The organism is Phenylobacterium sp. (assembly GCF_016793225.1).
GTDB lineage: Bacteria > Pseudomonadota > Alphaproteobacteria > Caulobacterales > Caulobacteraceae > Phenylobacterium.
The window spans coordinates 19,709-44,891 of record NZ_JAEUMN010000081.1 but is presented as its reverse complement, the minus strand read 5'-3'; the positions used below and the strand labels follow the sequence as shown (position 1 = coordinate 44,891).

The 25,183-nt window shown below is 70.7% G+C and carries 18 protein-coding genes and 1 tRNA gene; 16 read left to right on the top strand and 3 right to left on the bottom strand.

Features of this window, described 5'->3' with window-relative positions; translation table 11 throughout:
- Positions 1–95: 95 nt before the first annotated feature.
- From JNK30_RS10020 to JNK30_RS10010, 3 genes are read left to right on the top strand one after another with little or no spacing between them, the layout of a single operon-like run.
- Complete coding sequence (locus JNK30_RS10020) at positions 96–1,259, top strand: HlyD family efflux transporter periplasmic adaptor subunit (RefSeq protein WP_293482094.1); 1,164 nt, start codon at positions 96–98, stop codon at positions 1,257–1,259.
- The gene (locus JNK30_RS10015; RefSeq protein WP_293482093.1) at positions 1,256–3,904 is read left to right on the top strand and encodes an ATP-binding cassette domain-containing protein; all 2,649 of its coding nucleotides are present in this window, start codon (positions 1,256–1,258) and stop codon (positions 3,902–3,904) included. Before JNK30_RS10020 ends, JNK30_RS10015 begins: the two co-directional genes overlap by 4 nt.
- On the top strand, positions 3,901–6,060 hold the full coding sequence (locus tag JNK30_RS10010; RefSeq protein ID WP_293482092.1) for an ATP-binding cassette domain-containing protein: 2,160 nt from the start codon (positions 3,901–3,903) through the stop codon (positions 6,058–6,060). Before JNK30_RS10015 ends, JNK30_RS10010 begins: the two co-directional genes overlap by 4 nt.
- Positions 6,061–6,089: 29 nt before the next feature.
- On the opposite strand, the gene JNK30_RS10005 is transcribed toward JNK30_RS10010, so the two are convergent.
- Positions 6,090–6,602, bottom strand: a complete 513-nt coding sequence (locus JNK30_RS10005) for a sigma-70 family RNA polymerase sigma factor (RefSeq protein ID WP_293482091.1) — start codon at positions 6,600–6,602, stop codon at positions 6,090–6,092.
- A gap of 179 nt (positions 6,603–6,781) precedes the next feature.
- Here JNK30_RS10005 and JNK30_RS10000 point away from each other — a divergent pair, with 179 nt between their 5' ends.
- The 12 genes from JNK30_RS10000 to JNK30_RS09945 all read left to right on the top strand — a co-directional run bounded on the left by JNK30_RS10000 (position 6,782) and on the right by JNK30_RS09945 (position 21,462).
- Positions 6,782–7,402 carry a hypothetical protein gene (locus JNK30_RS10000; protein ID WP_293482090.1) on the top strand — a complete coding sequence of 207 codons (621 nt, stop codon included), beginning with the start codon at positions 6,782–6,784 and terminating at the stop codon, positions 7,400–7,402.
- Entirely contained in the window at positions 7,399–8,631 is a 1,233-nt protein-coding gene (locus tag JNK30_RS09995; protein ID WP_293482089.1) for a S8 family serine peptidase, read from the top strand. The genes JNK30_RS10000 and JNK30_RS09995 overlap by 4 nt, the downstream gene beginning before the upstream one ends.
- A complete protein-coding gene (locus JNK30_RS09990; protein WP_293482088.1) occupies positions 8,549–9,331 on the top strand; it encodes a TorF family putative porin in 783 nt (260 codons plus the stop codon). Before JNK30_RS09995 ends, JNK30_RS09990 begins: the two co-directional genes overlap by 83 nt.
- Before the next feature lie 66 nt (positions 9,332–9,397).
- A complete protein-coding gene (locus JNK30_RS09985; RefSeq protein ID WP_293482087.1) occupies positions 9,398–10,111 on the top strand; it encodes a hypothetical protein in 714 nt (237 codons plus the stop codon).
- A gap of 751 nt (positions 10,112–10,862) precedes the next feature.
- Positions 10,863–13,748, top strand: a complete 2,886-nt coding sequence (locus tag JNK30_RS09980) for a TonB-dependent receptor (protein WP_293482086.1) — start codon at positions 10,863–10,865, stop codon at positions 13,746–13,748.
- Positions 13,749–13,750: 2 nt separating this feature from the next.
- Positions 13,751–15,316 carry a PHB depolymerase family esterase gene (locus JNK30_RS09975; protein WP_293482085.1) on the top strand — a complete coding sequence of 522 codons (1,566 nt, stop codon included), beginning with the start codon at positions 13,751–13,753 and terminating at the stop codon, positions 15,314–15,316.
- Between the two features lie 26 nt (positions 15,317–15,342).
- Positions 15,343–16,146: an IclR family transcriptional regulator C-terminal domain-containing protein gene (locus JNK30_RS09970; protein ID WP_293482084.1), complete on the top strand. Its 804-nt coding sequence runs from the start codon at positions 15,343–15,345 to the stop codon at positions 16,144–16,146.
- An 18-nt stretch (positions 16,147–16,164) separates the two neighbouring features.
- Positions 16,165–17,109: a dihydrodipicolinate synthase family protein gene (locus JNK30_RS09965; protein ID WP_293482083.1), complete on the top strand. Its 945-nt coding sequence runs from the start codon at positions 16,165–16,167 to the stop codon at positions 17,107–17,109.
- A 1-nt stretch (position 17,110) separates the two neighbouring features.
- Positions 17,111–17,797, top strand: a complete 687-nt coding sequence (locus JNK30_RS09960) for an SDR family NAD(P)-dependent oxidoreductase (protein WP_293482082.1) — start codon at positions 17,111–17,113, stop codon at positions 17,795–17,797.
- Positions 17,794–18,993, top strand: coding sequence for a mandelate racemase/muconate lactonizing enzyme family protein (locus JNK30_RS09955; protein ID WP_293482081.1), 1,200 nt, complete (start codon positions 17,794–17,796; stop codon positions 18,991–18,993). Before JNK30_RS09960 ends, JNK30_RS09955 begins: the two co-directional genes overlap by 4 nt.
- Before the next feature lie 37 nt (positions 18,994–19,030).
- A complete protein-coding gene (locus tag JNK30_RS09950) occupies positions 19,031–20,434 on the top strand; it encodes a sodium:solute symporter family protein (protein ID WP_293482080.1) in 1,404 nt (467 codons plus the stop codon).
- Positions 20,431–21,462, top strand: coding sequence for an alpha/beta hydrolase (locus JNK30_RS09945; RefSeq protein ID WP_293482079.1), 1,032 nt, complete (start codon positions 20,431–20,433; stop codon positions 21,460–21,462). Before JNK30_RS09950 ends, JNK30_RS09945 begins: the two co-directional genes overlap by 4 nt.
- A gap of 217 nt (positions 21,463–21,679) precedes the next feature.
- Here JNK30_RS09945 and JNK30_RS09940 read toward each other — a convergent pair.
- Positions 21,680–21,756: transfer RNA gene (locus JNK30_RS09940), tRNA-Arg, on the bottom strand.
- Between the two features lie 131 nt (positions 21,757–21,887).
- Between JNK30_RS09940 and JNK30_RS09935 the strand changes: the two genes are divergently transcribed.
- Positions 21,888–23,801 (top strand): PQQ-binding-like beta-propeller repeat protein, encoded by a 1,914-nt coding sequence (locus tag JNK30_RS09935; protein WP_293482078.1) that lies wholly within the window; start codon positions 21,888–21,890, stop codon positions 23,799–23,801.
- Positions 23,802–24,008: 207 nt separating this feature from the next.
- Here JNK30_RS09935 and dnaJ read toward each other — a convergent pair whose 3' ends face one another.
- A complete protein-coding gene (gene dnaJ / locus JNK30_RS09930; protein ID WP_293482077.1) occupies positions 24,009–25,163 on the bottom strand; it encodes a molecular chaperone DnaJ in 1,155 nt (384 codons plus the stop codon).
- Positions 25,164–25,183: the final 20 nt, after the last annotated feature.

Here is a 25,183-nt window from a genome sequence, read left to right as displayed (position 1 = left end):
CCTCGCGCGCGGAGACTCTCGAGCGAAAATCGCGCGGAATAATCGTCAACGCGCGGCCGTTGTCGCTGGGAATCCCGGACCGGAGCCGCGCCGAAATGGCCTCGCCTTTCTCCCGAACCACCCGCGCCCTGGCGCTCGAGACGGGACGGGCGTCGCGCCTCGCGCTGGCCTGCGCCGGCGTGCTGCTCGCCGCATGGACGGCGTGGTTCGTGTTCGGGCGGGTCACCCTCTACGAAGTCTCGCGGCGCGCGCGCCTGGAAGCCGTCGTAGCCGCCCGGGATGTCTCGCCCGTCGAGGCCGGACGTCTCGTGTCGTCGCGGCTGCAGATCGGCCGCCGGGTGACCGCCGGCGAGGTCCTGGTCGAACTCGACGCCACCCAGGCGCGGCTGGACCTGGCCGAGGCCGAGGCGCGGCTGCAGGCGCTGCCGGCCCGGATCGCGGCGGCCGAGGCCGAGGCCCAGGCGCTGCAGGCCTCGCTGGCGGCCGATCGGGGTGCGGCGGACGCCGCCCTTCGCTCGGCCCGCGCCCGCGAGCGCGAGGCCGCCGCCGGGGTCGACTATGCCGAGGAGAAGGACCGCAGAATGCGGGGTCTGCTGGACAGGGGCATCCTCTCGGATGTCGAGGCCTACCGCTACGCGACCGACGCCCGGCGCGCCCGCTCCGCACGCGACGCCATCGCCGCCGAAGCCCAGAAGGCGGCCTACGATGCACGCCTCAGCCAGAGCGACGGCCTGGCCCGCCTGCAGGCGCTGCGGCAGGCCATCGCGGGAATGCAGGGCGACCTGCTGGCCAGCCGGGCCACGGCCGAGCGCCTCCGCGCCGCCATCGACGCGCGCCAGGTGCGCGCTCCCGCCGATGGCGTGATCGGCGAGGCCCCGACCCTGGCCGCCGGGGCCTATGTGGAGGCCGGTCAGAAGCTGGCGACCATCGTCCCCGACGGCCGCCTGACGCTGGTGGCCGAGTTCCCGTCGGGCGGGGCCCTGGGGCGCGTGCGCCCGGGGCAGACCGCGCGCCTGCGCCTCGACGGCTATCCCTGGGCCCAGTACGGCGTCGTCACGGCCCGCGTGCTGCGGGTGGCCAGCGAACCGCGCGGAGGGTTGCTTCGGGCCGATCTGTCGGTCTCGCCCGCCACGGGCGGCGGACTTCCCCTGCGCCACGGCATGGCGGGGGCCGCCGAGGTCGCCGTCGAACGCGTGAGCCCGGCCGTGCTGGTCCTCCGCGCCGCGGGCCAGGCCCTGGGCGCCGGCGGCGCGGCATGACGCGGTCCGCGCGCCGGTTCGCCCCGGAGGTCGTCCAGACCTCGGCCATGGACTGCGGCCCGGCCGCCCTGGCGTGCCTGGCCGGGGGGCACGGGCTGCAGGTCAGCTACGGACGTCTCCGCGAGGCCTGCCAGATCGACGTGGACGGCGCGTCCATCGACGCGCTCGAGACCGTCGCCGTGCAACTGGGCCTGGACGCCGAGCAGGTTCTGATTCCGATCGATCACCTCGACCTGCCGCAGAGCCGAGCTCTGCCGGCCATCGTGGTGGTCCGCCATGCCGAGACCGCGCGCCATTTCGTCGTGGTGTGGTCGCGCGTGGGGCCATGGCTGCAGGTCATGGACCCGGCCGTCGGCCGCCGCTGGGTCCGGGCCGCCCGCTTCCGCGACGAAGTCTACAGGCACAGCACGACAGTCGCCGCCGCCGATTGGCGCGCCTGGGCGGGCACGGACGCCTTCCTGGCGCCGCTCGGCGTGCGCCTCGAAGCCCTTAGCGTCGGCCGGTCCGTCGCGCGCAACCTCCTGAGCCGCGCCGAGGCGGATCCCCGCTGGTGGACCTTCGCGGTCCTGGACGCCGCTGTCCGCCTCGCGACGGCCCTCGTCGAAGCCAAGGGCCTGCGACCCGGCGCGGAAGCGGCGCGGCTCCTGAACGCTCTCGTGGACGCCACGCTCGCCTCGGCCGACGACATCTATGCCCGCATTCCCGAGGCGTACTGGAGCGTCACGCCCGACCCCGCCAACACGCCGGGCCGGCCCCAGTCGGTGCGGCTCTCGGGCGCCGTGCTGCTGAGCGTCCGCGGGCGAAGCGCCCCCATGACCGACGCGGTCGAGGCGCCCGTCGACGTGGCCGCGGCCCTGGCCGAGCCGCGGCCCCGCCCTCTGCGCACGGCGTTCGACCTGCTCAGGGCCGAGGGCCGCCTGGGTCTCCTGGCGCTCGGCCTCGCGGCGGTGGCGGCCGTCGCCGCGGTGATCCTCGAGACGCTGCTGTTCCGCGGCCTGTTCGACATCGGTGAACGATTGGCGCTGCCCGCGCAGCGGTGGGCGGCGGCGGGCCTTCTGATCGTCTTCCTGGCGGCGCTGCTGACGCTGCACATCCCCATGGGCGCCGAGGCCCTGCGCCTGGGGCGGCGGCTCGAGATGGCGCTGCGGATGCGGCTGGCCGCGAAGCTGCCCCGGCTCGGCGACCGCTACTTCCGGAGCCGATCCGTCAGCGACATGGCCGACCGCGCCCACGCCCTGCATCTGACGCGCGGCGCCCCCGGCATCGCGCTGCAACTCTTCCAGAACGGCCTGGAACTGCTGTTCACAACGGCCGCGCTGGCGGCCCTGGCGCCTCAGGCGTGGTGGGCGGGTCTGCTGCTGGCCCTGGTGGCGGCCGGAACGCCGGCGCTGATCCAGACCCAGCTCGCCGAGCGCGATCTGCGCATGCGCACCCACGGGGCGGCTCTGGGCGTCTTCTACCTCGACGCGCTGCTGGGACTCGCGCCGATCCGCGCTCACGCCGCCGAAACCAGCGTGCAGCGACAGCACGAGCACCTGCTCGTGGAGTGGGCCCGGACCTACGGCGGCCTGCTGCGTTTCGGCCTTGCGGCCCAGGCGGTCCAGGCGATGGCATGCATCGCCGCCGTGGGCCTGTTCCTCGGCCTGCACTTCCAGCGCGCGGGCGGCGTCCAGGGCGGCGACCTGCTGCTGGTCTACTGGGCGCTGAAGGTTCCCGCGCTGGGCGCTCAGCTGAATGCTCTCGGCCGGCAGATCCCGGCCCAGCGCAACACCCTTGCGCGCCTGATGGAGCCCCTCGCCGCGCCCGATGAACCCGAAGCGAGCGAGGAGCCTGTTCCAGAGGCCGCGGCGTCCCTGACGATCCGCGGCGGCGCGGTGATGGCCGGCGGCCACCGCATCCTCGAGGACGTCGAGCTCGACATCGCGCCCGGCGAGCATCTCGCCGTGGTGGGGCCGTCCGGCGCCGGCAAGTCCAGTCTGGTGGGTGTTCTGATGGGCTGGAACCGGCTGTCCGACGGCGAGCTGCGGATCGACGGGTTCCCGGCGCCGCCCGGCGGACTGCAGGCGCTGCGCCGCCGGACCGCCTGGGTGGATCCATCCGTGCAGCTCTGGAACACCTCGCTGGCGGCGAACCTCGCCTACGCCAACGAGCGCGAGACGCCGGAACGGCTCGCTGGGGCGATCGACGCCGCGCGGCTGCGCGATATCGCCGAGCGCCTGCCCGAGGGCCTGCGGACCGTCATCGGCGAAGGCGGCGGCCGCCTCTCGGGCGGCGAGGGTCAGCGCGTGCGACTGGCGCGCGCGCTCCTGGTCGATGCGCCGCGGCTGGTGCTGCTGGACGAGCCATTCCGCGGCCTCGACCGCGGTCAACGCCAGGCGCTGCTCGGCGAGGCCCGCGCCTGGTGGGCGGGAACCACGCTGCTCTGCGTCACCCACGACATCGAGGAGACCCTCGACTTCCCCCGGGTTCTCGTCGTCGAGAACGGCCGCATCGTCGAGGACGGCGCGCCGGCCCGGCTCGTCGAAGCCAACAGTCGCTACGCGCGCCTTCTGACCGCCGAGCGGGAGGTGCGCGCGGGGGTCTGGGGCGGCTCGAACTGGCGGCGGTTGAGGCTGGAGCGCGGCGCGCTCACGGAGGCCGCATGACCCAGGGCGCGCCCAAGGGCCGGTATCTCGCCGCCGCGCCGCTGGACGCGGAGGCCGCAGCCGCCGTCGGCGCGGTCTGGTGGCCGATCGACCGTCTGGGGGAGGGCCTGGCCGAGCTGGCGCGTCGCTCGGGCGTCGCGCGCACCGACTCCCAGTTCATGGCGTCGCAGGCTTGCGGCGAGGATCCCGAGGCTCTCCTGCCGGTCGCCGCGGGCGCCCTGGGGCTCGAGGCCGAGCCCGTCGACGTCCCCGCGGGCGCCGTCGCCGACATGCTGCGGCAGGCGGCCCCCGCGATCGCGCTGGTTCGCCAGGGCCGCGAGATGGGGTTCGTCCTGCTCCTCGGCGCCAGCGGCCGGACGCTTCGGGTGCTCGGACCGGACCTCGCGGTCTCGGGCTGCCCCGTCGAGGCGCTGCGCGCCTGCCTCTGCTGGTCGATCGAGGGCGGTCTGGCTCCCCGCATCGCGCCGATCCTCGACGACGCCGGGCTCACGGGCCGCCGGCGCCGCGACGTAGGCCGCGCGCTCATGGCCGACCGGCTCGCGTCGGAACGCGTGGGCGGCGTTTGGCTGCTGCGCGAACCGGCCGGCGCCTCCATGGGGCGGCAGGCCCTGCAGATGAAGCTGCCCTGGATCGCCGCCGCCGCCCTCGGGATCTTCGGACTGCTCTACGCCGCCGAGATGCTCGGCTGGTCGCTCATCGGGCGCTCGGTCCTGGACGGTCGCCTCGACTTCGGCTGGTTCACGGCCTGGCTGCTGCTCCTCGCCACCCTGGTTCCGCTGCGGTTCGCCGGGGGCGCCCTGGAGGCGCGGATCGCCGTCGATCTCGGTCGCCGGCTGAAGGCGCGACTGCTTGCAGGCGCGCTTAAGGCCGACCCCGACGCCGTCGGTCGCCAGGGCTTCGGCCAGGTGATCGGCCGCGTGATGGAAAGCCAGGCGCTGGAAAGCCTGGCGCTCAACGGCGGCCTCGCGGCCCTGATCGCCGTACTCGAACTGGCCTTCGCCGCCCTGGCCCTCGCCGCGGGGGCGGCGGCCGGCTGGCACCTGGCGCTGCTCGCGGGGTTCGCGGCCGCGCTGGCCGTGCTGGGTCATCGGTTCCATCGGCGGATGCGGTCGTGGACGCTTCGCCGGCTGGCGCTGAGCCAGCGCATGATCGAGGCCATGGTCGGCCACCGGACCCGCCTGGCCCAGGAGCGGCCGACGCGCCGGGACGCCGCGGAGGACGCTGACCTGCGGGCCTACCTCGCCGAGTCCGGGCTCTTCGACCGGGCGGCGATGTCGCTTCTTGCTGTCCTGCCCACCGCCTGGCTCGTGGCGGGCGTCGCGGGGCTTGCCCCCGCCTTCGCGGGCCCGCACCCGCCGACGCCGGCCGCGCTCGCGATCAGCCTTGGCGGCGTCCTGTTGGCGCAACGCGGGCTCTTCGGCCTCGTGACCGGTCTGGCGGGGCTGTCGCGGGCCGGGATCGCCTGGACCCAGGTTGCCGACCTCGCGCGCGGCGACGCCTGCCCTGAACCCGAGCCCCTGGACCTTTCGCCGACGGATCGCCGTTCCGGCGGAGCCGTTCTCAGAGCCCGTGGGCTCGCCTACGCCTACGCGAAGGACGCGCCGGTGCTCGCCGGAGTGGACCTCACGCTTCACGCCGGCGATCGCGTCCTCCTCGAGGGCGGCTCGGGCGGCGGCAAGTCGACCCTGACGGCGCTGCTGTCGGGTCTGCGCAAGCCGACCCGTGGCGCGCTCAGCCTGAACGGGCTCGACCACCACACGCTGGGCGCCGCCTGGCGCCGAGGCGCCACGGCCGCCCCGCAGTTCAACGACAATCACCTGCTGTCGGGCTCGCTGGCCTTCAACCTGCTGATGGGCCGTCGGTGGCCGGCCACGGCCGAAGACCTTGCGGAGGCGGAAGCGCTCTGCCGCGAGCTGGACCTTGGGGCGCTCATCGATCGCATGCCGGCGGGGCTGCACCAGCCCGTGGGCGAGACCGGCTGGCAGCTGTCGCACGGCGAGCGCAGCCGCGTCTTCCTGGCCCGCGCGCTGCTCCAGGGCGCCGACCTCACGATCCTGGACGAGAGCTTCGCCGCGCTCGACCCCGAAACGCTCAGGACCTGCCTGGCGACGGCGTCGCGCCGGACCAACACCCTGGTCGTCGTCGCACATCCATAGGCGCCCGGGTCCGGACCCGCGGTTCGGACTCAGGACCTGGGCTCGGGCGCGCCCTCGAGCGCCAGCTCCAGCGCCGCGCGGGCGCGCGACAGCCGACTCATGACCGTGCCGATCGGCACCGCGAGGATCTCGGCCGCCTCGCGGTAGGCCAGCCCTTCCACCAGCACCAGACCCACCACGGCGCGCTGCTCTTCCGGCAGGCGCAGCACGGCCTCGAGCGTGGCCTGCAGTTCACGCCGCACGCCGGTCACATGCCGCCCGTCAGAGCCCGCGACCTCGTCGGCGGCGTCCAACCCCTCCGACGCGCCGCGCAGCCGCTGCGCGCGCACCTGGTCGATCCAGTGGTTCTGCATGATCTTGAAGAGCCAGCTGTCCAGGCGCGTGTCGGGCTTCCAGCTGTCGAGCCGGCCCAGGGCGCGCTCCACCGTCCCCTGAACCAGGTCGTCGGCGTCATGCTCCCGGCGCGTCAGCGTCAGCGCGAAGCGCCGCAGGCGCGGCAGAAGCTCCACGATCCGCTCGGCGATATCAGCCCGTCCGGCCAAGGCGCTCTCGAAAAAGGCGGGCGATCCGCAGTCCCTCGCCCACCTGTCTGCCCAGGCTGGATAGCGCTCGCCTTGCGCCGCATCAACGCGCGAGCCAGGATCCAAACCCAGTTTGGGGACCCTGGAATAAATCTGCGGTGGCGTCGTTGTCGGTGTGAGACAATAGCCAGTGTTCCCCCATGGGACCCGAGATGATCACCGACGACGCCCTGATGGCCTACCTGGACGGTGAAGCCGACCCGGATCGCGCCCGCCAGATCGAGGCCGAGCTGGCGTCGAACGCCGCGCTCCGCGTCCGTCTCGACGCGATGGCCGCGCGCGACCGGGCCGTGCGCGGCGCCTTCGACGCGCTCCTCGATCGCCCCGCGCCCGACGCGATGGCCGCGCGGATCCGCGCGATCGCGGCCGGCGACAATGTCGTCTCGCTCGGCGCCCGGCAGGCTGTCCGCCCGCGCCGCGCCTGGGTCGCCGCGGCCCTCGCCGCCCAGGCCGCCCTGCTCGCCGGCGCCGTCGTGGTTCTTTCGCCCGCGCGCGAAACCGGCGCGTCGGACGCCGAGTACAAGGCTCTGTCGTCCGCGGCCCGATCCGACGCGCCCAACGTGATGATCATGTTCGCGCCCAACGCCACCGAGGCCCAGCTGCGCGACACGCTCGCCGGGGTCGAGGGGCGCGTGGTCGGCGGCCCGAACGCCGCGGGCGCCTGGCTCGTCCGGGTGCCGGCCGCAAGCCGGGATCGCATCCTGCCGCAGCTTCGCCAGCGGCCCGAAGTCAGCCTTGCCGAGCCGGTGGACGCCCCATGATCCGCAAGTTCCGAGCCCTGTTGCTTGCGCTCGCCGTGCTCGCCGCGCCGGCGGAGCTGGCGTTCGCCATGGACGCGCCGGCGGCTTCGGCGGCCGACCCGCATCAGGTGCTGGTGCTGATGCGGATGCCGCCCGGCCATGCCCGCCCCGGCGTCTCCGCCGGCGGCGGCTACGGGGATGAGGCCGGCCAGGCCGTGCGCCGCCGCCTCGCCCAGAAGCTGGCCGCCGCCCATGGCCTCGAGCTGGTGGACGGCTGGCCCATGCCGCTGCTCGGCGTCGACTGCTACATCATGAACGTTCCCGACGGGCGTTCCACGGTCGAGGTCGCGCGGCTCCTCGCCCGCGAGAGCGCCGTCCAGGACGCCCAGCCGAGCCAGATGTTCCATGCCCAGGGCGCGCCGCGCTCGGCCGACCCGCTTCGCGCCGCCCAGCCGGCTGCGGGCGAGTGGCGTCTCGCCGCCCTGCACGAACTGGCCGTCGGCCGTGGGGTGCGGGTCGCCGTGGTCGACAGCATGGTCGATCCCACCCACCCGGACCTGGCCGGACAGGTCGAGCTCACCCGGAACTTCGTCGCCGGTCGTCCGGCCGCGCCCGAGACGCACGGCACCGGCGTGGCCGGCGTGATCGCGGCCCGGGGCGACAACGGGATCGGCATCGTGGGCGTGGCGCCGGGCGCCCGAATCCTGGGGCTCCGCGCCTGCTGGCAGGGCGCCCCCCGCAAGGGCGCCGGCGACACCGTGTGCGACAGCCTCAGCCTCGCCCAGGCCCTGCACTTCGCCATCGACGCCAAGGCCCGGGTCATCAACCTCAGCCTCAGCGGGCCGCCCGATCCGCTGCTGGCCCGCCTGATCGATGTGGCCATCTCGCGCGGCATCAAGGTGGTCGCCGCCTATGACCGCGGCCTGCCCGACGGCGGTTTCCCGGCCAACCACACGGGCGTCGTCGCCGTGGCCGACGAGGCATTGGCGAGCCCGCGCCCCGGTGTCTACAGTGCGCCCGGGCGCGACGTGCCCACGACTCAGCCGGGGGGACGGTGGTTTCTGGTCGACGGAAGTTCGTACGCCGCGGCCCACGTGAGCGGACTCCTGGCCCTGGTCGACGAGCGCCGTCCGCAGCCGCGCGCGCGCCTTCTGTCGCGGGCGCGCGGTGAGATCGACGCCTGCGCTTCCCTGCTGCGGGTGGCCTCCCGGGCGAACTGCGCCTGCGCCTCGCCCGACAACGGCCGCTGAAATCCGGGCTTTCCTCGCCCTTGCGGCCGCGGTCCTGGGCGCGGCGGCGACGCCCGCGCACGCCCAGCCGACGTTCAGCCTGTCGGCGGTCAGCGATCACCTCTATCGCGGGTACTCTCTCAGCGCCGAGCGACCGGCCCTCGTCGCCACCGGCAGCCTGGATCATGAGAGCGGGCTCTACGCCTCCGGCTCGGTGATCGCGGCGGCGACGCGCCACGACGGCCCGAAGGTCTCGGGCTATCAGGTCTATGCCGGCTATGCGCGCCGCTTCGACGCCGACTCCAGCTGGGAGGTCGGCGTCTCGCGCACCGACGTGACCGAATACTACCGGCCGCGGTACCCGGTGGCCTACAACGAGCTCTACGCGGGCGTCTCGACGCGCCGGTTCAGCGCCCACGTCTACTACTCGCCCAACTACCTGGGCGAGCGGGCCGCCACGCTCTACGCCACAACGACCGCGACCGTGACGCCCGCGCCCGGCTGGAAGGCCTTCGGCCGCGCCGGCCTCCTGGTTCCGGTGGACCGTCGCCGCGGCAGCGAGATCCGGCGCACGCAGTACGACGTGGGCGCAGGCCTTGCCCGACGCTTCGGCAATGTCGAACTGCAGGGCCAGGCGACCTACTTCGGCCCCGACGACGACCTCCTGGGCGCCGCCCAGGGCCACGGCGCCGTCGCGGTCGCCGCGACGCTGTTCTTCTAGGCGGGAATAAACCGGCCGGCGGCGCCGTTGTCCTCATGTGGGGGCTTCCACAGTGAGGAATGCCTGATGGCTAAGAAAGACAGAGCCGGCGACGATTCCGGTCGCGGCCGTGGCCGGGACGACACCCAGCCCGACGACCGTACGACGACGGCGGCCGACACCGGCCGGCGCGGCGCGGACGATCCGGCGGGCGACGATCGCCGCGGGCGGGGCGCCGACGATCCGCCGGGAGACGACCGCGGCGGCCGTGGCGCGGACGATCCCCCCGGCGACGACCGCGGTGGCGACGCGGCCCGCCTCCGTGGCGGCGACGGGAGCGACAGCCTGTCGGGCTCCGCCGCGGACGACCGGCTGCGTGGCGATGACGGCGACGACACCCTCGACGGCGGCGCCGGCGCCGACACGCTCGACGGCGACGACGGGGCCGACCGCCTGATCGGCGGCCCGGGCGCCGACGTGTTCAAGGTCGGAGACGGGGGGCGCGCGCTGGCGGGCCTGGACCGCATCGTCGACTTCACCCACGGCGAGGACAAGCTGGTCTTCGACGACGACGGTCTCACCGCCACGGCGGCCAACTTCGCCACAGGCGCGGCGGCCGACTACGACGCCGCCCTCGCGGCGGCGAACGCCCGGATGGCGGCCGGCGCCGACTATGTCGCCGTCCAGGTCGGGGCGGACGTCATCGTCTTCGCGACCGAACTCGGCGAGCACCACGTCGAGTCCGCCGTGATCCTCGTCGGGCGAACGCTGGCTGACATCAGCGCCGGCGACATCGGCTGACGACGCCTCGCCCGGCGCACCCCGCGCCGGGCGAGGCCCACCGGCACGCACACGAGCCGGTCATCAAACAGCCCGTGGGCGCCGCACCACGGGCAGCCTGCGGTCGTGAAAAGGTGAACTGGCGGCGTAAACTCTCCCGACGGTCGCTGGAACCGGACGCCTTCCTCTCTGAACCACCGGATCGCGCGGTTGAGCAGCGCGGAGTGAAAGTGGGAGAAGGCCTCGCGATATTGGCCCGCGAAAAAGGCCCTTCGTCCGTCTTCCGTGGCCCGGTCTTCACCGGCCCTGGCGCCATGCTCGCCTTCGCCCTCACTCATCGGAGTCGCGACGCATCAATCCCTTGAGCCGGGCACTTACGCTCACTGACTCGGCCCGAACCATCAAGCCCGAGATCGCCCAAGATCGCATCGAGCCGGTTGATGCTCCTGGACGCCGCGAACGTGAGGAAGGGGTGGCCTGCGGTGGTCGGGCGGAATGGCCTTGGGCGGTGAGTGACCGGAAGCCGAAGCTTGCCGAGTCCGCCTGTAGGCGGAAGCTGTGAGCGCGCTGGCGTTCTCGCATATCTCCAGCATCTCCGTGATCAGCGGATCGGCTCGATTGAGCGGACGGTTAGCTCGCACCGACGCCCCTCCCGTCCGCCAACGAAGCTCACAAGCGACACCGCACTTGCCTACCCAAGTCCACAAGTGTATTCAAATAGCGAATTAAAGTTCGTAATCCGAATAATGCGAACAAGGGGAAGGGAAACAGGATGGCGAGTTCCGAGCTTTCGAAGGTGCTGGCGGGTGGCGTGAGCCTGGTGGCGATCCTGGCCGCCGCCCCGTGCGCGCTCGCGCAGACCGCTGCAGGCGGAGACGCTGAGGTCGGCGAAGTCGTCGTCACCGGCAGCCGGATCCAGAACTCCGGTATGACGTCGCCCACACCGCTGACGGTGCTGAACGCCGAGCAGTTCAAGCAGACCGCCCCGTCCTCGGTGGACGACATCATCGCCCAGCTGCCCGCCATGCGGATGAACTCGGGGCCCAATCAGGTCCAGCGGAACGCCGGGTCGATTTCAACGGCGCAGAGCATCACCAACCTGCGTGGCCTGGGCGGTCAGCGCACACTGATGCTGGTGGATGGGCAGCGCCCGGTGCCGACCAACGCCCAGGGCACGACCAGCACCAGCATCATCCCTGTGGAGCTGGTCCGCCGGCTGGAGGTCGTGACCGGCGGCGCGTCGGCAGCCTACGGCTCGGACGCCGTCGCCGGCGTGGTGAACTTCATCCTGAAGGACAGGATCGAGGGGCTTCAGGGTTCAGTCTACGCCGGCCGATCGATGCGCGGCGACAACAACGAAATCGGTTTCAGCCTGGCCACAGGTCTTTCGTTGATGGACGACCGGCTGCGGATCATCGCGGGCGGCGACTACAACGACAACGACGGCGTCGGAAACATCTACAGCCGTGGCTGGAGCGAGGTCGAGCCGGGCAACTCCGGCAATCCGCTCTCCTTTGGGGCCTCGCGGCCGGCGGGCACGCCGGCATTCGGCTGGGCAAATGGCGTCGAATACGCCACCCAGACGCCCGGGGGTGTGATCAACACGGCCCGGACCGCGACGGGAGCGACCAGCACGCTGCTCAACCAGCAGGCCTTCGCACCCGACGGAAGTCTCTACCGCCTGATCCGCGGGCCGGTCTTCGGCAACCTGATGATCAATTCGTCGAGCAATCCGATCGCCACGCCGATCGCCCAGTGGAATCTGAAGCAGCCGCTGGAACAACTCTCGACGATGGCCAAGGCGGTCTACGACGTGAACGAGACGACGACGGCGTGGGCGCAGGCGGGTTACGCCTGGGCCAACGTCTTTACGCTCTCGCAGTACCACCAGACCCCGACGGTCACGATCTTGCAGAGCAACCCGTACCTGCCCAATCAGGTGCGCTCGCTCATGGCGGCCAACAACATCGCCTCGTTCGACATGGGCCGGGTCGACACCGAGTGGCTGGGCACCTCGGGCGACAACACCTACTGGACCTTCCAGGCTTCGGCCGGCCTGAAGGGAAAGATGTTTGAGAAGTTCAACTGGGACGTCTCCTACAACTACGGCAAGTCGGTCATCGACTCGAAGATCTACGGGACCCGCGAGGCCAACCTGGCGGCCGCCGAGTACGCCGTGCTCGACGCCGCCGGCAACATCGTCTGCGGGCCGCTCGCGACCAATCCCAACTTCGCTGCGAACCGCCTGACCAACACCATTCGACCGGAACTGGTGCAGCCGGGCTGCGTCCCCCTGAACCCCTTCGGCGCCGGCAACTCGTCCCAGCTGGCGCGCGAATACGTGGCCGGCCTCGAACTCACGAAGAACGACATCAAGCGCCATGACGTCGCCTTCAACGTCGGCGGTCAGATCTTCGAACTCCCCGCCGGTCCCGTGGCCTTCGCCGCCGGCCTCGAGTATCGTCGCGACAGCCTGGTCCAGACGGCCGATCCGCTGCAGATCCTCGGCCTCTATTCGTCTGGCAACAACAAGTCCTACTCCGGCAAGAACAACGTCAAGGAAGGGTATCTCGAGGTCGAGGTCCCGCTGCTGAAGGACATGGCCGGCTTCCAGGCCCTGGGCGTGAACGGCGCCGTCCGGCGCACCGACTACAAGACCAGCGGAGCGGTCACGACGTGGAAAGTGGGCGGCACGTGGGAGCCCATCGACGGCGTCCTGCTCCGCATCACACGGTCCCGCGACATCCGTGCGCCATCCTTGTCTGAGCTCTTCTCGCTGGGCGGGATTTCGGCCACCGGCTCGTTCGTCAATCCCTTCAACGGCCAGTCGGCTCGCCTGCCAGTTCAGACCACGGGCAATCCGGACCTGGTGCCGGAAGTCGCCGACACTTTCTCGTTCGGCGGCACGTTCCAGGCGCGCGGTGGTCCCCTCAGCGGTCTGCGGGTGTCCGCCGACTACTACAACATCAAGATTAAGGACGTGATCGCCTCGGTCGGCGCGACGGACATCCTGCAGCGCTGCTTCCAGAACGTGACACTGTATTGCTCGGCGATCACCTTCGACAATTCGACCTTCGGCATCGCGAAGGTGTTCACCCAGCCGTTCAACCAATCGATCCTCGAAGCTGAAGGCATCGACTTCGAGGTGGGCTACCGGACAGACCTCGATGCGCTGAGCCTTCCCGGGTCTCTGGACGTGAACGTCTACGTCACGCATCTGGCGCACCTGAAGACGACGGACCGCCCCGGGCCACTCGGGATCACGGTCGACAACGCCGGCGTCCAGGCCGGTCAGTCGAAGTGGGTGGGCGTCGCCTACATCAACTACCGGCTGGAGCCGTTCACGGTCGGTCTCCAGGCCCGCGCCTTCTCGCCTATCCGCTACTCGGCGCTGTTCTTCGGTCCCGGCCAGGACGGCTACGATCCGACGCTGTCCACCAGCATCAACAAGAACGTCTTCCCGGCCCACGTCTACTTCAACCTGAACGGCGCCTACGACTTCGAACAGCTCGGGAAGAAGTTCCAGCTGTTCGCCAACGTGAACAACGTGCTGGACAAGGACCCGCCCGCCTTCGCCATCGCGGCCATCAACCTGGGCGGCAACCCGTACGACTACGTCGGCCGCACGTTCAAGGTCGGCCTGCGGTTCGGCTTTTGACCATGACCCGCGCAAGCGCGTTCCCTGCGCGGGCTGCGATGGTTCTCGGCGCGGCGATCAGTGCGGTCGCCGGCGTCGAGGCGCGCGCCCAGCTCGTCGACTATGAACCGGCCGCCCGGGCGACGCCCGTCCAAGAGGACGCCGCCTGGCGTCTCGCCTTCCGGCCTGGGATGCAGGTGCTGACCCAGACGGTCGGCCAGCTGCGTGTGGGAGCTCCGGCGGTGTTGCAGGCTCAGGTCGACGCGATGGTCGCCGAGGCGGCGAGGCAGCCCGAGCCCGAGGCCCGTCGGACGCTCTGGCGCGCGGTCAGCCTGATGGGGGGCCGCGCCTGGACGCCGGAGCAGGAGAGACTGGGCGCCCTGGCGCTCCGTACACCCAGCCAGATCTGGACGGGCCAGGGGGACGTGCTGACGGCCGAGTTGCTCTATCCCGCGAGCGGGCCGGTGACCTATGCGCTCGACCTCTATGCGAGCCAGCCGACGACATCGGCGACACCGAAAAAGGGCGCGCTGATCCGTCCTCTGGCCCGGGGTCAGCTCGAGAGCTATCCGGCCGGCATCGCCGCCCGGCTCGCGGACCTGCCGGACGGCGCCTACCTGCTGCTGGCCAAGCTGTCGGCCGGGTCTGCCAGCGCCGACATCGTCCAGCCCGTCTACCTCGTACGAGATCTGGACGCGCGCTACGCAGAGCTCAGGCGCAACCTGTCGGGCATCACGGGACACGAGGAGGCCAAGGCGCTGGCCGAGTATCCCTTCGCGCTGGCGCAGGCCATGCGGGCGGGCCGCCGCGAGGTCGTCTCGTACGACTTTCCGGCGGCGATCAGGCGCTCCTCCGAAATCGTCGCCGCGCTCAAGGGTGGCCGCGACCCGGTGCGCCAGGCTACGGGCCTCCAGAACCGCGCCTACCGGTTCGCCGAGACGGGCGAGCTCATCCCCTACCAGGTCTACGTTCCGACCGGCTGGACCCCGGCGAAGCGCTGGCCGCTGGTCGTCGCGTTGCATGGCGCGAACCTGGACGAGACCAACATGCTGGGTCGCGACGGCGGCCGTATGCAGAAGCTCGCCGAGCAGCACGGCTTTGTCGTCGTGACGCCCTTGGGTTACCGCCTGAACAGCGCCTACGGCTCGGAACGTGGCCTCGCCGGTCTCGCGGGACGCGACATGACGCGCGTGAAGCGCAGCGAGCAGGATGTCCTGCAGGTCATCGCCCTGGTCGAGGAGGAGTTCAACATCGACCCTGGCCGCCGCTATCTCACCGGCAACTCGATGGGCGGTGGCGGGACCTGGTGGATCGGCGGCCGGCACAACCAGATGTGGGCGGCCATCGCGCCCGGCGCCTACGGGGGCGTCCTCGCTGAAGATGTCCCGGCGCTCGCGAAGCTGCCGATCCGGGTGGTCGTGGGCGAGCGCGACGACCTCATGCTGGACCGCGTTCGCGAGACGATCGCCACGCTTAAGGCTGGCGGGGTCGCGCCCGAGTATGTCGAGGTTCCCGGCGGCACGCACGCGAGCGCGTTCGAGACCGAGTTGCCGGAGATTTTCAACTTCTTCCAAAAGCACGCCAAATAGCCCCGGACATGGACGGCGAGGGGCTCATGAGCGACGAGAAGAATATCGTGAAGTCGGTGGCGAAGGCGTTCGCCGTCCTGCAGGCCTTCGGTCCCGACGCGACCGAGATGGTCCTCGCGGACGTCGCGCGCGCCGCGGGGCTCGACAACGCGGGCGCCTTCCGCCTCCTCAACACGCTCGTCATGCTGGGGTATGTCGAGCGCGTTCCCGACACGCGCCGTTTCCGACTAACGTTCAAGTGCCTGGAGCTCGGCTTCAACGCCATCGCCAGGTCGGACATCCGGAGCCTGGCCCGCCCGATGCTTCGCGCCATCGTCGGTGAGCGGATCGAGGCCGCCTCCATCGGCGTGCTGGACGGGCATGAGGTCGTCTACATTGAGCGCATCCAGGCTGGGCTTGAGCGCCTGGCTGTCGACATTCGCGTCGGCAACCGGGTGCCGGCCTACTCTTCAGCCATCGGCAGGGCCATCCTTTCGCGACTGCCCATCGAGGCGCAGCGTCAGGTCCTCGAGATCAGTCCGCCGCGCAGGCTGACGGACCGCACGCTCATCGACCCCGAGAGCATTCTGGCGCAGATCGCCGAGGCTGGCCGGCTAGGCTACGCCTTTTCCGACCAGGAGACGGTCACCGGTCTGCGGGTGATCGCCGCGCCCATAACCGACGTGGACGGCGTCCCCGTCGCTGCGATCAGCGCTGCAGCCCCAGCTTTCGGGCGCAGCGAGCAGGAGTTCCTCGAAGATGCGCGCGACGTGACCGTCGGCGCAGCGAGCCGCCTTTCACAAGCCGTGCGCGCGGCTGGCGGAATGGCGGCCCACCGCCACTCACCCTGACCTTGGAGTCCCGACCCCGTGCCGCATTCGCTTGACCTCAAGGGATTGATCCCCGCGATCGCAATCCCCTTCCACGAAGACTTCAGCATCGATGCGGCCGGGCTCACACGCTTTGCCCGCTGGCTGGCAGGGCAGCGCGGGATCAAGGCCCTGATGACCAACGGGCACACCGGCGAGGTGTTCTCGCTGACGCCCGCCGAGCGCACTGAGGTCACGCGAATCACGGCGCAGGCGGTCGACGGCCGCGTGCCGATCATTTCCTCCATCGTCTGCGAGGGCATTCTGGACGCGGTTGAGCAGGCGAAGGCCGCTCGAGCCGCCGGCGCCTCTGCGCTCGACATCATGCCGCCGCATCACTGGCTCAGGTTCGGCTTTCGCCCGTCGCATGTGATCGAGTATTTCAACGCGATCGGCGACGCCTGCGGCTTGCCCCTGGTGGTCCACGTCTACCCTGCTTGGACCAAGGCTTCGTTCTCCTCCGAACTGCTCGGCGAGCTTGCGCGTCTCGACCATGTGCACGCCTTCAAGATCGGCACGCGCGAGATGAACAAGTATGCCCGCGATCTGAAGGCGATCCGCGCCGCTGCGCCCGACAAGGCGCTGTTGACCTGCCACGACGAGTACCTGTTGGCCTCCATGGTTCAGGGCGTGGATGGCGCGCTGGTCGGTTTCGCCTCGCTGATACCAGGCCTCATCCAGGACCTGCTGGAGGCCGTCGGCGCCGGTGATCTCAAGCGCGCCATGGAGATCCAGGGTGTCATCGATCCGCTGAAGCAGTCCGTGTATGGCGATGGCGAACCCACCGGCGAGGCCCACGCCTGCATGAAGGCTGCCATGGCCGCCGCAGGCATCTTCGACCGCGGAACAGTTCGTCCGCCCACGGTCGCCCCGTCCCCGGAGGAACTCGCCCGGATCAAGGCCGCGGTCGAAGGCGCCGGTCTCTCCCAACGCACCGCCGCCTGATATGTCGACGGCGTCCGCTCCCACGGTGCTGGTCACCGGCAGTCGCTCGGGAATCGGTGCGGCCATCGCCCGCCGCGCCGCGTGCGCCGGGTGGTCGGTCATCGGTGTCGACCTGGGGCTGGACGAGCAGGCCACGCATTTCACGGCGCAGAAGACCCTCGACCTGACCGACGCCGTCAGCGTGGACGCGCTGGTGTCGGACCTTCCGCCGGTTCAGGCGCTGGTGCATGCGGCCGGCTTCATGCGGACCGGCGCTCTGCACGAGCTGGATCCCGCCGACGGCGAGGCGATGTGGGCGGTGCACGTCCAGGCGCTGACCCGGCTGGGTCAGGCCTTGCTGCCCGCCATGTCGCCCGGCGGCCGATTGGTGGCCATCGGCAGCCGGACCAGCGCCGGGGCTGCGGGCAAGAGCCAGTACGCCGCCTGCAAAGCCGCTGTGGTCGCGCTCGTCCGGTCCTGGGCGATAGAGGTCGCGCCGCGGGGGATCACCTGCAACGTCGTGGCGCCCGCGGCGACCGCGACGCCCATGCTTACCCAGGGCTACCGCACCGTCGCGCCCGTCACCCCGCCCATCGGGCGATTCATCGAACCCGACGAGATCGCGGCCTACGTCGCCTTCCTGCTCTCGGCCGACGCCGCGGCGATCACGGGCCAGGAGCTTCTCGTCTGTGGAGGAGCTTCCCTGTGACCTTGCTGAAGACGGGCGTATCGGTCGACGCCCCGCGCATCATCGACATCGTCGAGGTGACGAAGCCGATCAGTTCCCCCATCCGCAACGCCTACATCGACTTCTCGAAGATGACGGCCAGCCTTGTGGCTGTCGTCACCAACGTGGTGCGCGATGGCCGTCGTGTCGTGGGCTATGGCTTCAACTCCAATGGCCGGTACGGGCAGGGCGGCTTGATCCGCGAGCGCTTCGCCGATCGCCTCCGCGAGGCCGATCCGGCGACGCTGCTGGACGACACCGGGGAGAACCTCGACCCGCATCGGATCTGGCGGGCCCTGATGACCAACGAGAAGCCCGGCGGGCACGGCGAGCGTTCGGTGGCCGTCGGCACGATCGACATGGCTGTCTGGGACGCGGTAGCCAAGATCGCCGACATGCCGCTCTTCCGGATGCTGGCTGAGCGTAGCGGACGTGCGGCAAACCCGCGGGTCTTCGTCTACGCGGCCGGCGGCTACTACTACCCAGGCAAGGACGACGCCCAGCTTCGCGCCGAAATGCGCAGCTACATCGATCGCGGCTACAACGTCGTGAAGATGAAGATCGGCGGCGAGTCCCTGGCGACCGACCGCCGTCGGATCGAGTCGGTGCTGGCCGAGATCGGCTCGGACGCGCAACTCGCCGTCGACGCCAACGGTCGCTTCGACACGCTGACCGCCATCGAGTACGCGAAGGCGCTCCGCGACTATCCGCTGTTCTGGTACGAAGAGGCGGGGGATCCGCTGGATTACCAGCTGCAGGCCGCGCTTGCCGAGTTCTACCCAGGGCCGATGGCGACCGGCGAGAACCTGTTCAGCCACCAGGACGCCCGGAACCTCATCCGCTACGGCGGCATGCGCCCCGACCGCGACTGGCTGCAGTTCGACTGCGCTCTGTCCTACGGCCTCGTGGAATACATGCGCACGCTGGAGGTTCTTGATGCCGCCGGCTGGTCCGCCTCGCGCTGCATTCCGCATGGCGGACACCAGATGTCGCTGAACATCGCCGCCGGCCTCGGCCTAGGCGGCAACGAAAGCTACCCGGACCTCTTCCAGCCCTACGGCGGCTTCCCGGACGGGGTAAAGGTCGAAGCCGGGCACATCGTCATGCCCGACCTCCCCGGCATCGGGTTCGAGGGCAAGTCCGACCTCATCAAGGTCATGCGCGAACTCGCCGAGTAGCGAGCACCGAACCCCTCACAGGGACATGGGAGAAAACATGGGCGCCCTGACAAGCCGCGAGCTGATCATTGCCGGGTCGGTGATCGTCTACATCCTGCTGACGAGCGTCCTCGCCTATGCGCTGCGGAGCCGCACGAGCGCGCAGTTCATGGTGGGCTCGAAGGCCTTGCCGGCCGTCGTCATCGGCATCCTGCTCATGTCGGAGTTCATCGGCGCGAAGTCGACGGTCGGGACCGCTCAGGAGGCGTTCGAGAAGGGCATGGCGGCCGGGTGGTCCGTTCACGCCGCCGCTATCGGCTTCCTCTTGCTGGGCCTCTTGTTCGCCCGGAAGGTCTATCGCACGGAACAGCACACCATCTCGGGCATCGTCGAGCAGCGGTACGGCAACGGTGCGCGCATCGTCGTCTCGATCATCATGATCTACGCGCTCCTGCTCGTGAACGTCGGGAACTACGTCAGCGGCGCGGCGGCGCTCAGCTCGGCAATCCACACCAACCTGACGGTGTCGACCTTCATCATCGCGGCTTTCAGCGCGGTCTACTACGTCTTCGGAGGGCTCAAGAGCATCGCCTACGTGACGATCCTCCACAGCCTCGTGAAGCTGGCCGGGATCGCCATCCTGGTGGCGGTCGCAGCCGCCCTGAGCGGTGGCCTGGAACCGATCCGCAACACCTTGCCGCCTGAGTATTTCACGGTAGAGGGGATGGTCGGCCCGAACAAGATCTTCGCCTGGATCGTGGGCACCGTGGGCGCGATCTTCTCGACCCAGTACATCATCCAGGCCATCGCTTCGAACAGGAACGAGCTCGCGGCCCGGGGGTCGGTCCTCTTTGCCGCTCTGCTCTGCCTTCCGCTGGGGTTTGCCCTGGGCTTCATTGGCGTGGCGGCCCGCTACCTCTACCCGACGCAGGACAGCCTCTACGCTCTGCCGGTGTTCATCGAGAAGATGTCCCCGGCGCTGGCGTCGGTGGTCACCGTCTCGCTGGTCGCCTCGGTCCTCGTGAGTGTGAGCACGGTCGCGCTCGCGACGACAGCACTCGTGATGAAAGACTTCTACGTGCCCTGGCGAAAGCCGAGTCCCGAGGGCGAGTTGCGCGCGACGCGCTTGGTCGCGCTGGCGGTGGGCATGCTGCCTTTGCTCTGCGTGTTTTTCACGCCGCATATCCTGGAGCTGTCGTTCTTCACGCGGGCGCTGCGCCTTTCGATCGCGATTGTGGCGTGCCTGGGCGTCTACCTGCCCTGGCTGGGCTCCCCGCGAACAGCTGTGGCGTCGCTGGTCGCAAGCGGCGTGGCGACCACCGCCTGGTACCTCTTGGGCAACCCCTACGGCATCGACAACATGTATGTCGCCGCCGTGGTGCCGGCCCTGGTCCTGGCCGCCGATCGGTTGATCCCCGGCGCGCGCGGCAACGCGCCTGGCACGCAGAAGGTCGAGCCGTGAACCGCGTCGTCTCCAGCCTGATCGCCGCCTTGTTCGTCACGACGGCGCAGGCCGCGCCCGTCGCTGTAACGCCAGATGGAACGACCCATCTGCCGGCATTGGAGATCCCCAGCTCGCCGCTGATGAGCCGTGAGGGCAACGAGTCGCGTGTTGAGCACATCCTGACCGAGCGCGGCTTGGCGGGTCGTCAAGTCGATGGGTTCAACGCCGCTCTTTTCGGTCCGCGCCTGGAGCGGACCAAGACCGCGTATCCGGTGACTATCCGAGACGCCACCATGGGCGGCGTGCCCGTGCGGATCTATGAGCCGCTCGGCGGAGCCCCGAGGGCGCCGGTGCTGATCAACGTCCACGGGGGTGGCTTCGTCGGCTGCTTCACCGAGTGCGGCGGGTTGGAGTCGATTCCGGTGGCGGCGCTTAGCGGCCTGCGGGTGATCAGCATCGACTACCGGCTCGCGCCCAAGGCCCAGTTCCCCGAGGCTAGCCAGGACGTCGAGGCGGTCTATCGCGAAATTCTGAAGACCACCCCAGCCCGCAGGATCGGCTTGTATGGCTGCTCGGCCGGAGGCCTCCTGACGGCCCAGTCGCTGGCTTGGTTCCAGAAGCGCGGCCTGCCCACTCCCGCTGCCGCCGGGGTCTTCTGCGCCGGAGGCGACGCCTCCATGAGCGGCGACTCGCGCATCCTCGGCATGCTTCTGGGTGACGGCGAGGCTCCGGCCAGTTCCCCCGGTGCAGGCGGTCCGCGCCTGGGCTACATGCGGACGGCCCGGGCAGGCGATGTGGTCGCCTATCCCGCCTCCGATCCGGCCACCCTAAAGCGCTTTCCGCCAACACTGGTGATCGTAGGCACGCGCGACTTCGCCATGAGCAGCGCGGTCAACCTTCACAGCCGTCTGGTCGCCTCCGGCGTCGACGCGCGCCTGCACGTCTGGGAGGGGGGCCGCCACGCCTTCTTCTACGACTCGCGTGTGCCGGAAGCGCGCGAGGCCTACGCCGTGATCACCAAGTTCTTCCTTGCTCGTCTGCGCTGAAGCGAACGTCCACTGTGGGCGCGTCCGATCGCTGTGGGGATGTCTGCGTAGGTCGCAAACTGGCTTCAACTCGGGGCCGAGAACGCGACCTTCCGTGAAGGCTTCCAGGCTCGCACAGATGTGAACAGCGTGGCTCGTTCAGGCTCGTGGTGGTGACTAGGTGGTGACCAAGGCCACGGGCGTTGCGCGTCCGGATACGCTAACTCGCTGTTTTCGCTGGCGCACCCGACACGATTCGAACGTGTGACCTTTGCCTTCGGAGGGCAACGCTCTATCCAGCTGAGCTACGGGTGCGTCTTCAGCGGAGGCGTGTCTCTAGCCGAAAGGGCGCGCGGCCGCAAACCGGTACGGTGATTTCAGGCGGGCAATCCTGACGCATGTCCGGGACGCTAGCTTCCGCGCCAAGAAGAGTTGGGGAAACGGCAATGGGCGTCTGGAAACCTCTGGCTGGGGCGGGGGTGGCCGCCGTGGCGGCGGTGCTGGCGGGCATGGGCCTCGCGGGCCTGGCGCAGGCGCAGGCCACCGACGGGTTCGAGCCGCCGGGCAAGGCGGTCTACGACCAGCTCTGCGCCGCCTGCCACAACGCGCCCGAGGCCGGCAGCCGCACGCCCGCGTTCAGCGCCCTGCGCAAGATGAGCGCCCAGCAGATCGCCGCGGCGCTCACCACCGGCGTGATGAAGCCGATCGGCGACGGCATGGATCGCCGCCAGATCCGCGACGTGGTCGCCTATCTCGCCGCGCCCGAGGGGCCGGTCGGCACGGCCTGGCTCGACGGCAATCGGTGCGCCGAGGACAAGCGCGCCGTCGACCTCTCGGCCAGGGCCGCCCAGGTGGGCTTCGGCGTCGACACCGACAACTCCCGGCGGATGACGGCCGCGCAGGCGGGGTTCAACACCCGCGACGCGGCCAACCTCGAAGTCGCCTGGGCGCTGGCCCTGCCGCGCACCTCGGGCCTCCGGGGGCAGGGCGTCGTGGTCGGGTCCACGCTGTTCTACCCGGCCGGCCAGGCCGGGCACCTGCTGGCGCTCGACACCCGGACCGGCTGCGTGAAGTGGGCCGTCCAGACGCCGTCGAACCTGCGCGCCAGCCTCGCCTACGGCCGGCTGGGTCCGAACGGGCCCTGGGCGCTGGTGGGCGGCGACAACAGCGGTCACCTCACCGCCTTCGACGCCCGCGACGGCAAGGTGCTGTGGCGGGTCGATCCGCGGCACGACAAGCAGGTCCCGCTGTCGGGCACGCCGCTCTTCGCGGGCGATCGCATCCTGGTCCCGATCTCGGCCGCCGACGTCGGCCTGGCGATGCGGCAGGGCTACGAATGCTGCAAGACGCATGGGGCGGTGGCGGCCGTCAGCGCCACGGACGGCAAGCTGCTTTGGACCTGGCACACCATGCCCGACGCCAAGCCGCTGGGCCGCAAGAACTCGGCCGGCGTCGAGATGTTCGGGCCCTCGGGCGCCCCGATCTGGTCCAGCCCCTCGGTCGACCTGAAGGCGGGCGTGGCCTACACCTCGACGGGGGAGGGCACCTCGCCGCCCGACCCGGGCACCACCGACTCCCTCGTCGCCATCGACCTGAAGACCGGCAAGACGAAGTGGGTGTTCCAGGCGCTCGCCAACGACATCTGGCACATGGCCTGCCCCATCGGCGCGCCGAAGCCCGGCCAGAAGATCAACCCCAACTGCTTCTTCGCCGGCGAGGGCAGCGTGCTCCTCGACCACGATTTCGGCGGCGGGCCGCTCCTGTGGAAGGGCAGGGGCAAGAGCCTCGTACTGGGCGGCCAGAAGTCGGGCGAGGTCTGGGCGGTCGACGCGGCCACCGGCAGGAAGGTGTGGCGCCACCAGTTCGGCAAGGGCTCGGCCCTGGGCGGCGTCCACTGGGGCATCGCCACCGACGGCGTGCGCGTCTTCGCGCCGATCTCGGATCCGGGCGTTCCGGCCCCGCTGAACGCGGCGGGCCTCTACGCCATCGACATCGCCAGCGGCAAGCTCGCCTGGTCGTGGAAGTCGACGCCCGACTGCTCCGGCGAGCGCATGACCCGCGTGGCGGGCTGCGCGATCCGGCACGGACTCTCGGCGCCGCCGCTGGTGGTGGACGGGGCGGTGATCGCCGGCAGCCTCGACGGCCGGTTCCACGTGTTCGAGGCGGCGACCGGCAAGCTGCTCGCCACGCACGACACGGCCGTTCCGTTCAAGACCGTGAACGGGATCGACGGCAAGGGCGGCTCGATCGACGCGGCCGGGCCGTTCGCCGGCGACGGCATGCTGTTCGTGCCCTCGGGCTACGCGAGCTTCGGCCAGACGGCGGGCAATGTGCTGGTGGCGTACCGGCCGAAAAAGTAGGGGGCTTCGCGTCCTCTCCCGCGGCGCGGGAGGGGTCGTCGCGCAGCTCGCGATCTCAACGGCTTCCGACCGTCCCGGCGAATGCCGGGACCCAGATCCTGGTGCGAGGTCGTGGTTGGAGGGGCTCCGAGCCTGCGGAACCCGCGTCTGAGCCATTCCATCTGGATCCCGGCCTTCGCCGGGATGGGCGGGTATTGGATGCGGACCCTAGGCCTGGCCCAGGACGCTGTCCCAGAACTTCCGGGCCTTGCCGGTGAAGCCGGCCGCCTTCGGGTGCTGCTGCTCGCCGCAGAGGCCGGCGAGCTCGCGCATCAGTTCCTTCTGGCGCGCGGTCAGGTGGGTGGGCGTCTCGACGAACAGCTCGACCACCAGGTCGCCCCGCTGCGGCCCGCGCAGCGACGGCATGCCGCGGCCCTTCACGCGAACCGTGCGGCCGGTCTGGGCGCCCTCGGGGACCTTGACCTCGATCTTGCAGGCGCCGTCGCAGTCCGCGCCGCCCATCAGGCACGGCGCCTCGATCTCGCCGCCCAGCGCCGCGGTGCACATCGGCACGGGCACGGTGCACAACAGGTCGAGGCCATCGCGCTCGAATAGCTCGTGCGGCTTCACCGAGACGAAGATGTAGAGGTCGCCGCGCGGCCCGCCGCGCAGGCCCGCATCGCCCTCGCCGGCCAGGCGGATGCGCGCGCCGTCGTCAACGCCCGCGGGGATCCGCACCGCCAGGGTCCGGGTCTTGCGGATCTGTCCGGCGCCGCGGCACTCGACGCACGGATCCATCACCATGCGGCCCGAGCCGCCGCAGCGGGGGCACGTGCGTTCGATGGAGAAGAAGCCCTGGCTGGCCCGCACGCGGCCGGCCCCGTGGCAGGTGGTGCAGGTGGTCGGGCTGGTGCCGGGCTTGGCGCCCGAGCCCTCGCAGGGCTCGCAGGTCATGGTCACGGGGACGGTGATCTCGACCTCGGAGCCGGCATAGGCCTGCTCGAGGGTGATCTCCAGGTCGTAGCGCAGGTCGTTGCCTCGCGCCGGACCACCGCGCGCCTGCCGGCCCCGCCCGCCGAACATGTCGCCGAAGACGTCGCCGAACACCTCGTTGAAGATGTCGCCCACGTCGTGGAACTGGCCGCCGCCCATGCCCCCCTGGCCGTTGACGCCGGCGTGGCCGAAGCGGTCGTAGGCGGCGCGCTTCTGGGGATCGGAGAGGACCGAGTAGGCCTCGTTGATCTCCTTGAACCGGCTGGCCGCATCCTCGCATCCGCCATTGCGGTCGGGATGGTGCTCCATCGCCTGCTTGCGGAAGGCGGACTTCAGCGCGGCCTCGTCGCAGCCGCGCTCCACGCCCAGGATCTCGTAATAGTCCCGCATGAGTCGTCAGGCGCTCGAAA

Bases quoted from the DNA above. Each gene is read 5' to 3' on its own strand.
- JNK30_RS10020 (WP_293482094.1), top strand. From the start codon at position 96: ATGGCCTCGCCTTTCTCCCGAACCACCCGCGCCCTGGCGCTCGAGACG.
- JNK30_RS10015 (WP_293482093.1), top strand. From the start codon at position 1,256: ATGACGCGGTCCGCGCGCCGGTTCGCCCCGGAGGTCGTCCAGACCTCG.
- JNK30_RS10010 (WP_293482092.1), top strand. From the start codon at position 3,901: ATGACCCAGGGCGCGCCCAAGGGCCGGTATCTCGCCGCCGCGCCGCTG.
- JNK30_RS10000 (WP_293482090.1), top strand. From the start codon at position 6,782: ATGGGACCCGAGATGATCACCGACGACGCCCTGATGGCCTACCTGGAC.
- JNK30_RS09995 (WP_293482089.1), top strand. From the start codon at position 7,399: ATGATCCGCAAGTTCCGAGCCCTGTTGCTTGCGCTCGCCGTGCTCGCC.
- JNK30_RS09985 (WP_293482087.1), top strand. From the start codon at position 9,398: ATGGCTAAGAAAGACAGAGCCGGCGACGATTCCGGTCGCGGCCGTGGC.
- JNK30_RS09980 (WP_293482086.1), top strand. From the start codon at position 10,863: ATGGCGAGTTCCGAGCTTTCGAAGGTGCTGGCGGGTGGCGTGAGCCTG.
- JNK30_RS09975 (WP_293482085.1), top strand. From the start codon at position 13,751: ATGACCCGCGCAAGCGCGTTCCCTGCGCGGGCTGCGATGGTTCTCGGC.
- JNK30_RS09970 (WP_293482084.1), top strand. From the start codon at position 15,343: ATGAGCGACGAGAAGAATATCGTGAAGTCGGTGGCGAAGGCGTTCGCC.
- JNK30_RS09960 (WP_293482082.1), top strand. From the start codon at position 17,111: ATGTCGACGGCGTCCGCTCCCACGGTGCTGGTCACCGGCAGTCGCTCG.
- JNK30_RS09950 (WP_293482080.1), top strand. From the start codon at position 19,031: ATGGGCGCCCTGACAAGCCGCGAGCTGATCATTGCCGGGTCGGTGATC.
- JNK30_RS09935 (WP_293482078.1), top strand. From the start codon at position 21,888: ATGGGCGTCTGGAAACCTCTGGCTGGGGCGGGGGTGGCCGCCGTGGCG.
- dnaJ (WP_293482077.1), bottom strand. From the start codon at position 25,163: ATGCGGGACTATTACGAGATCCTGGGCGTGGAGCGCGGCTGCGACGAG.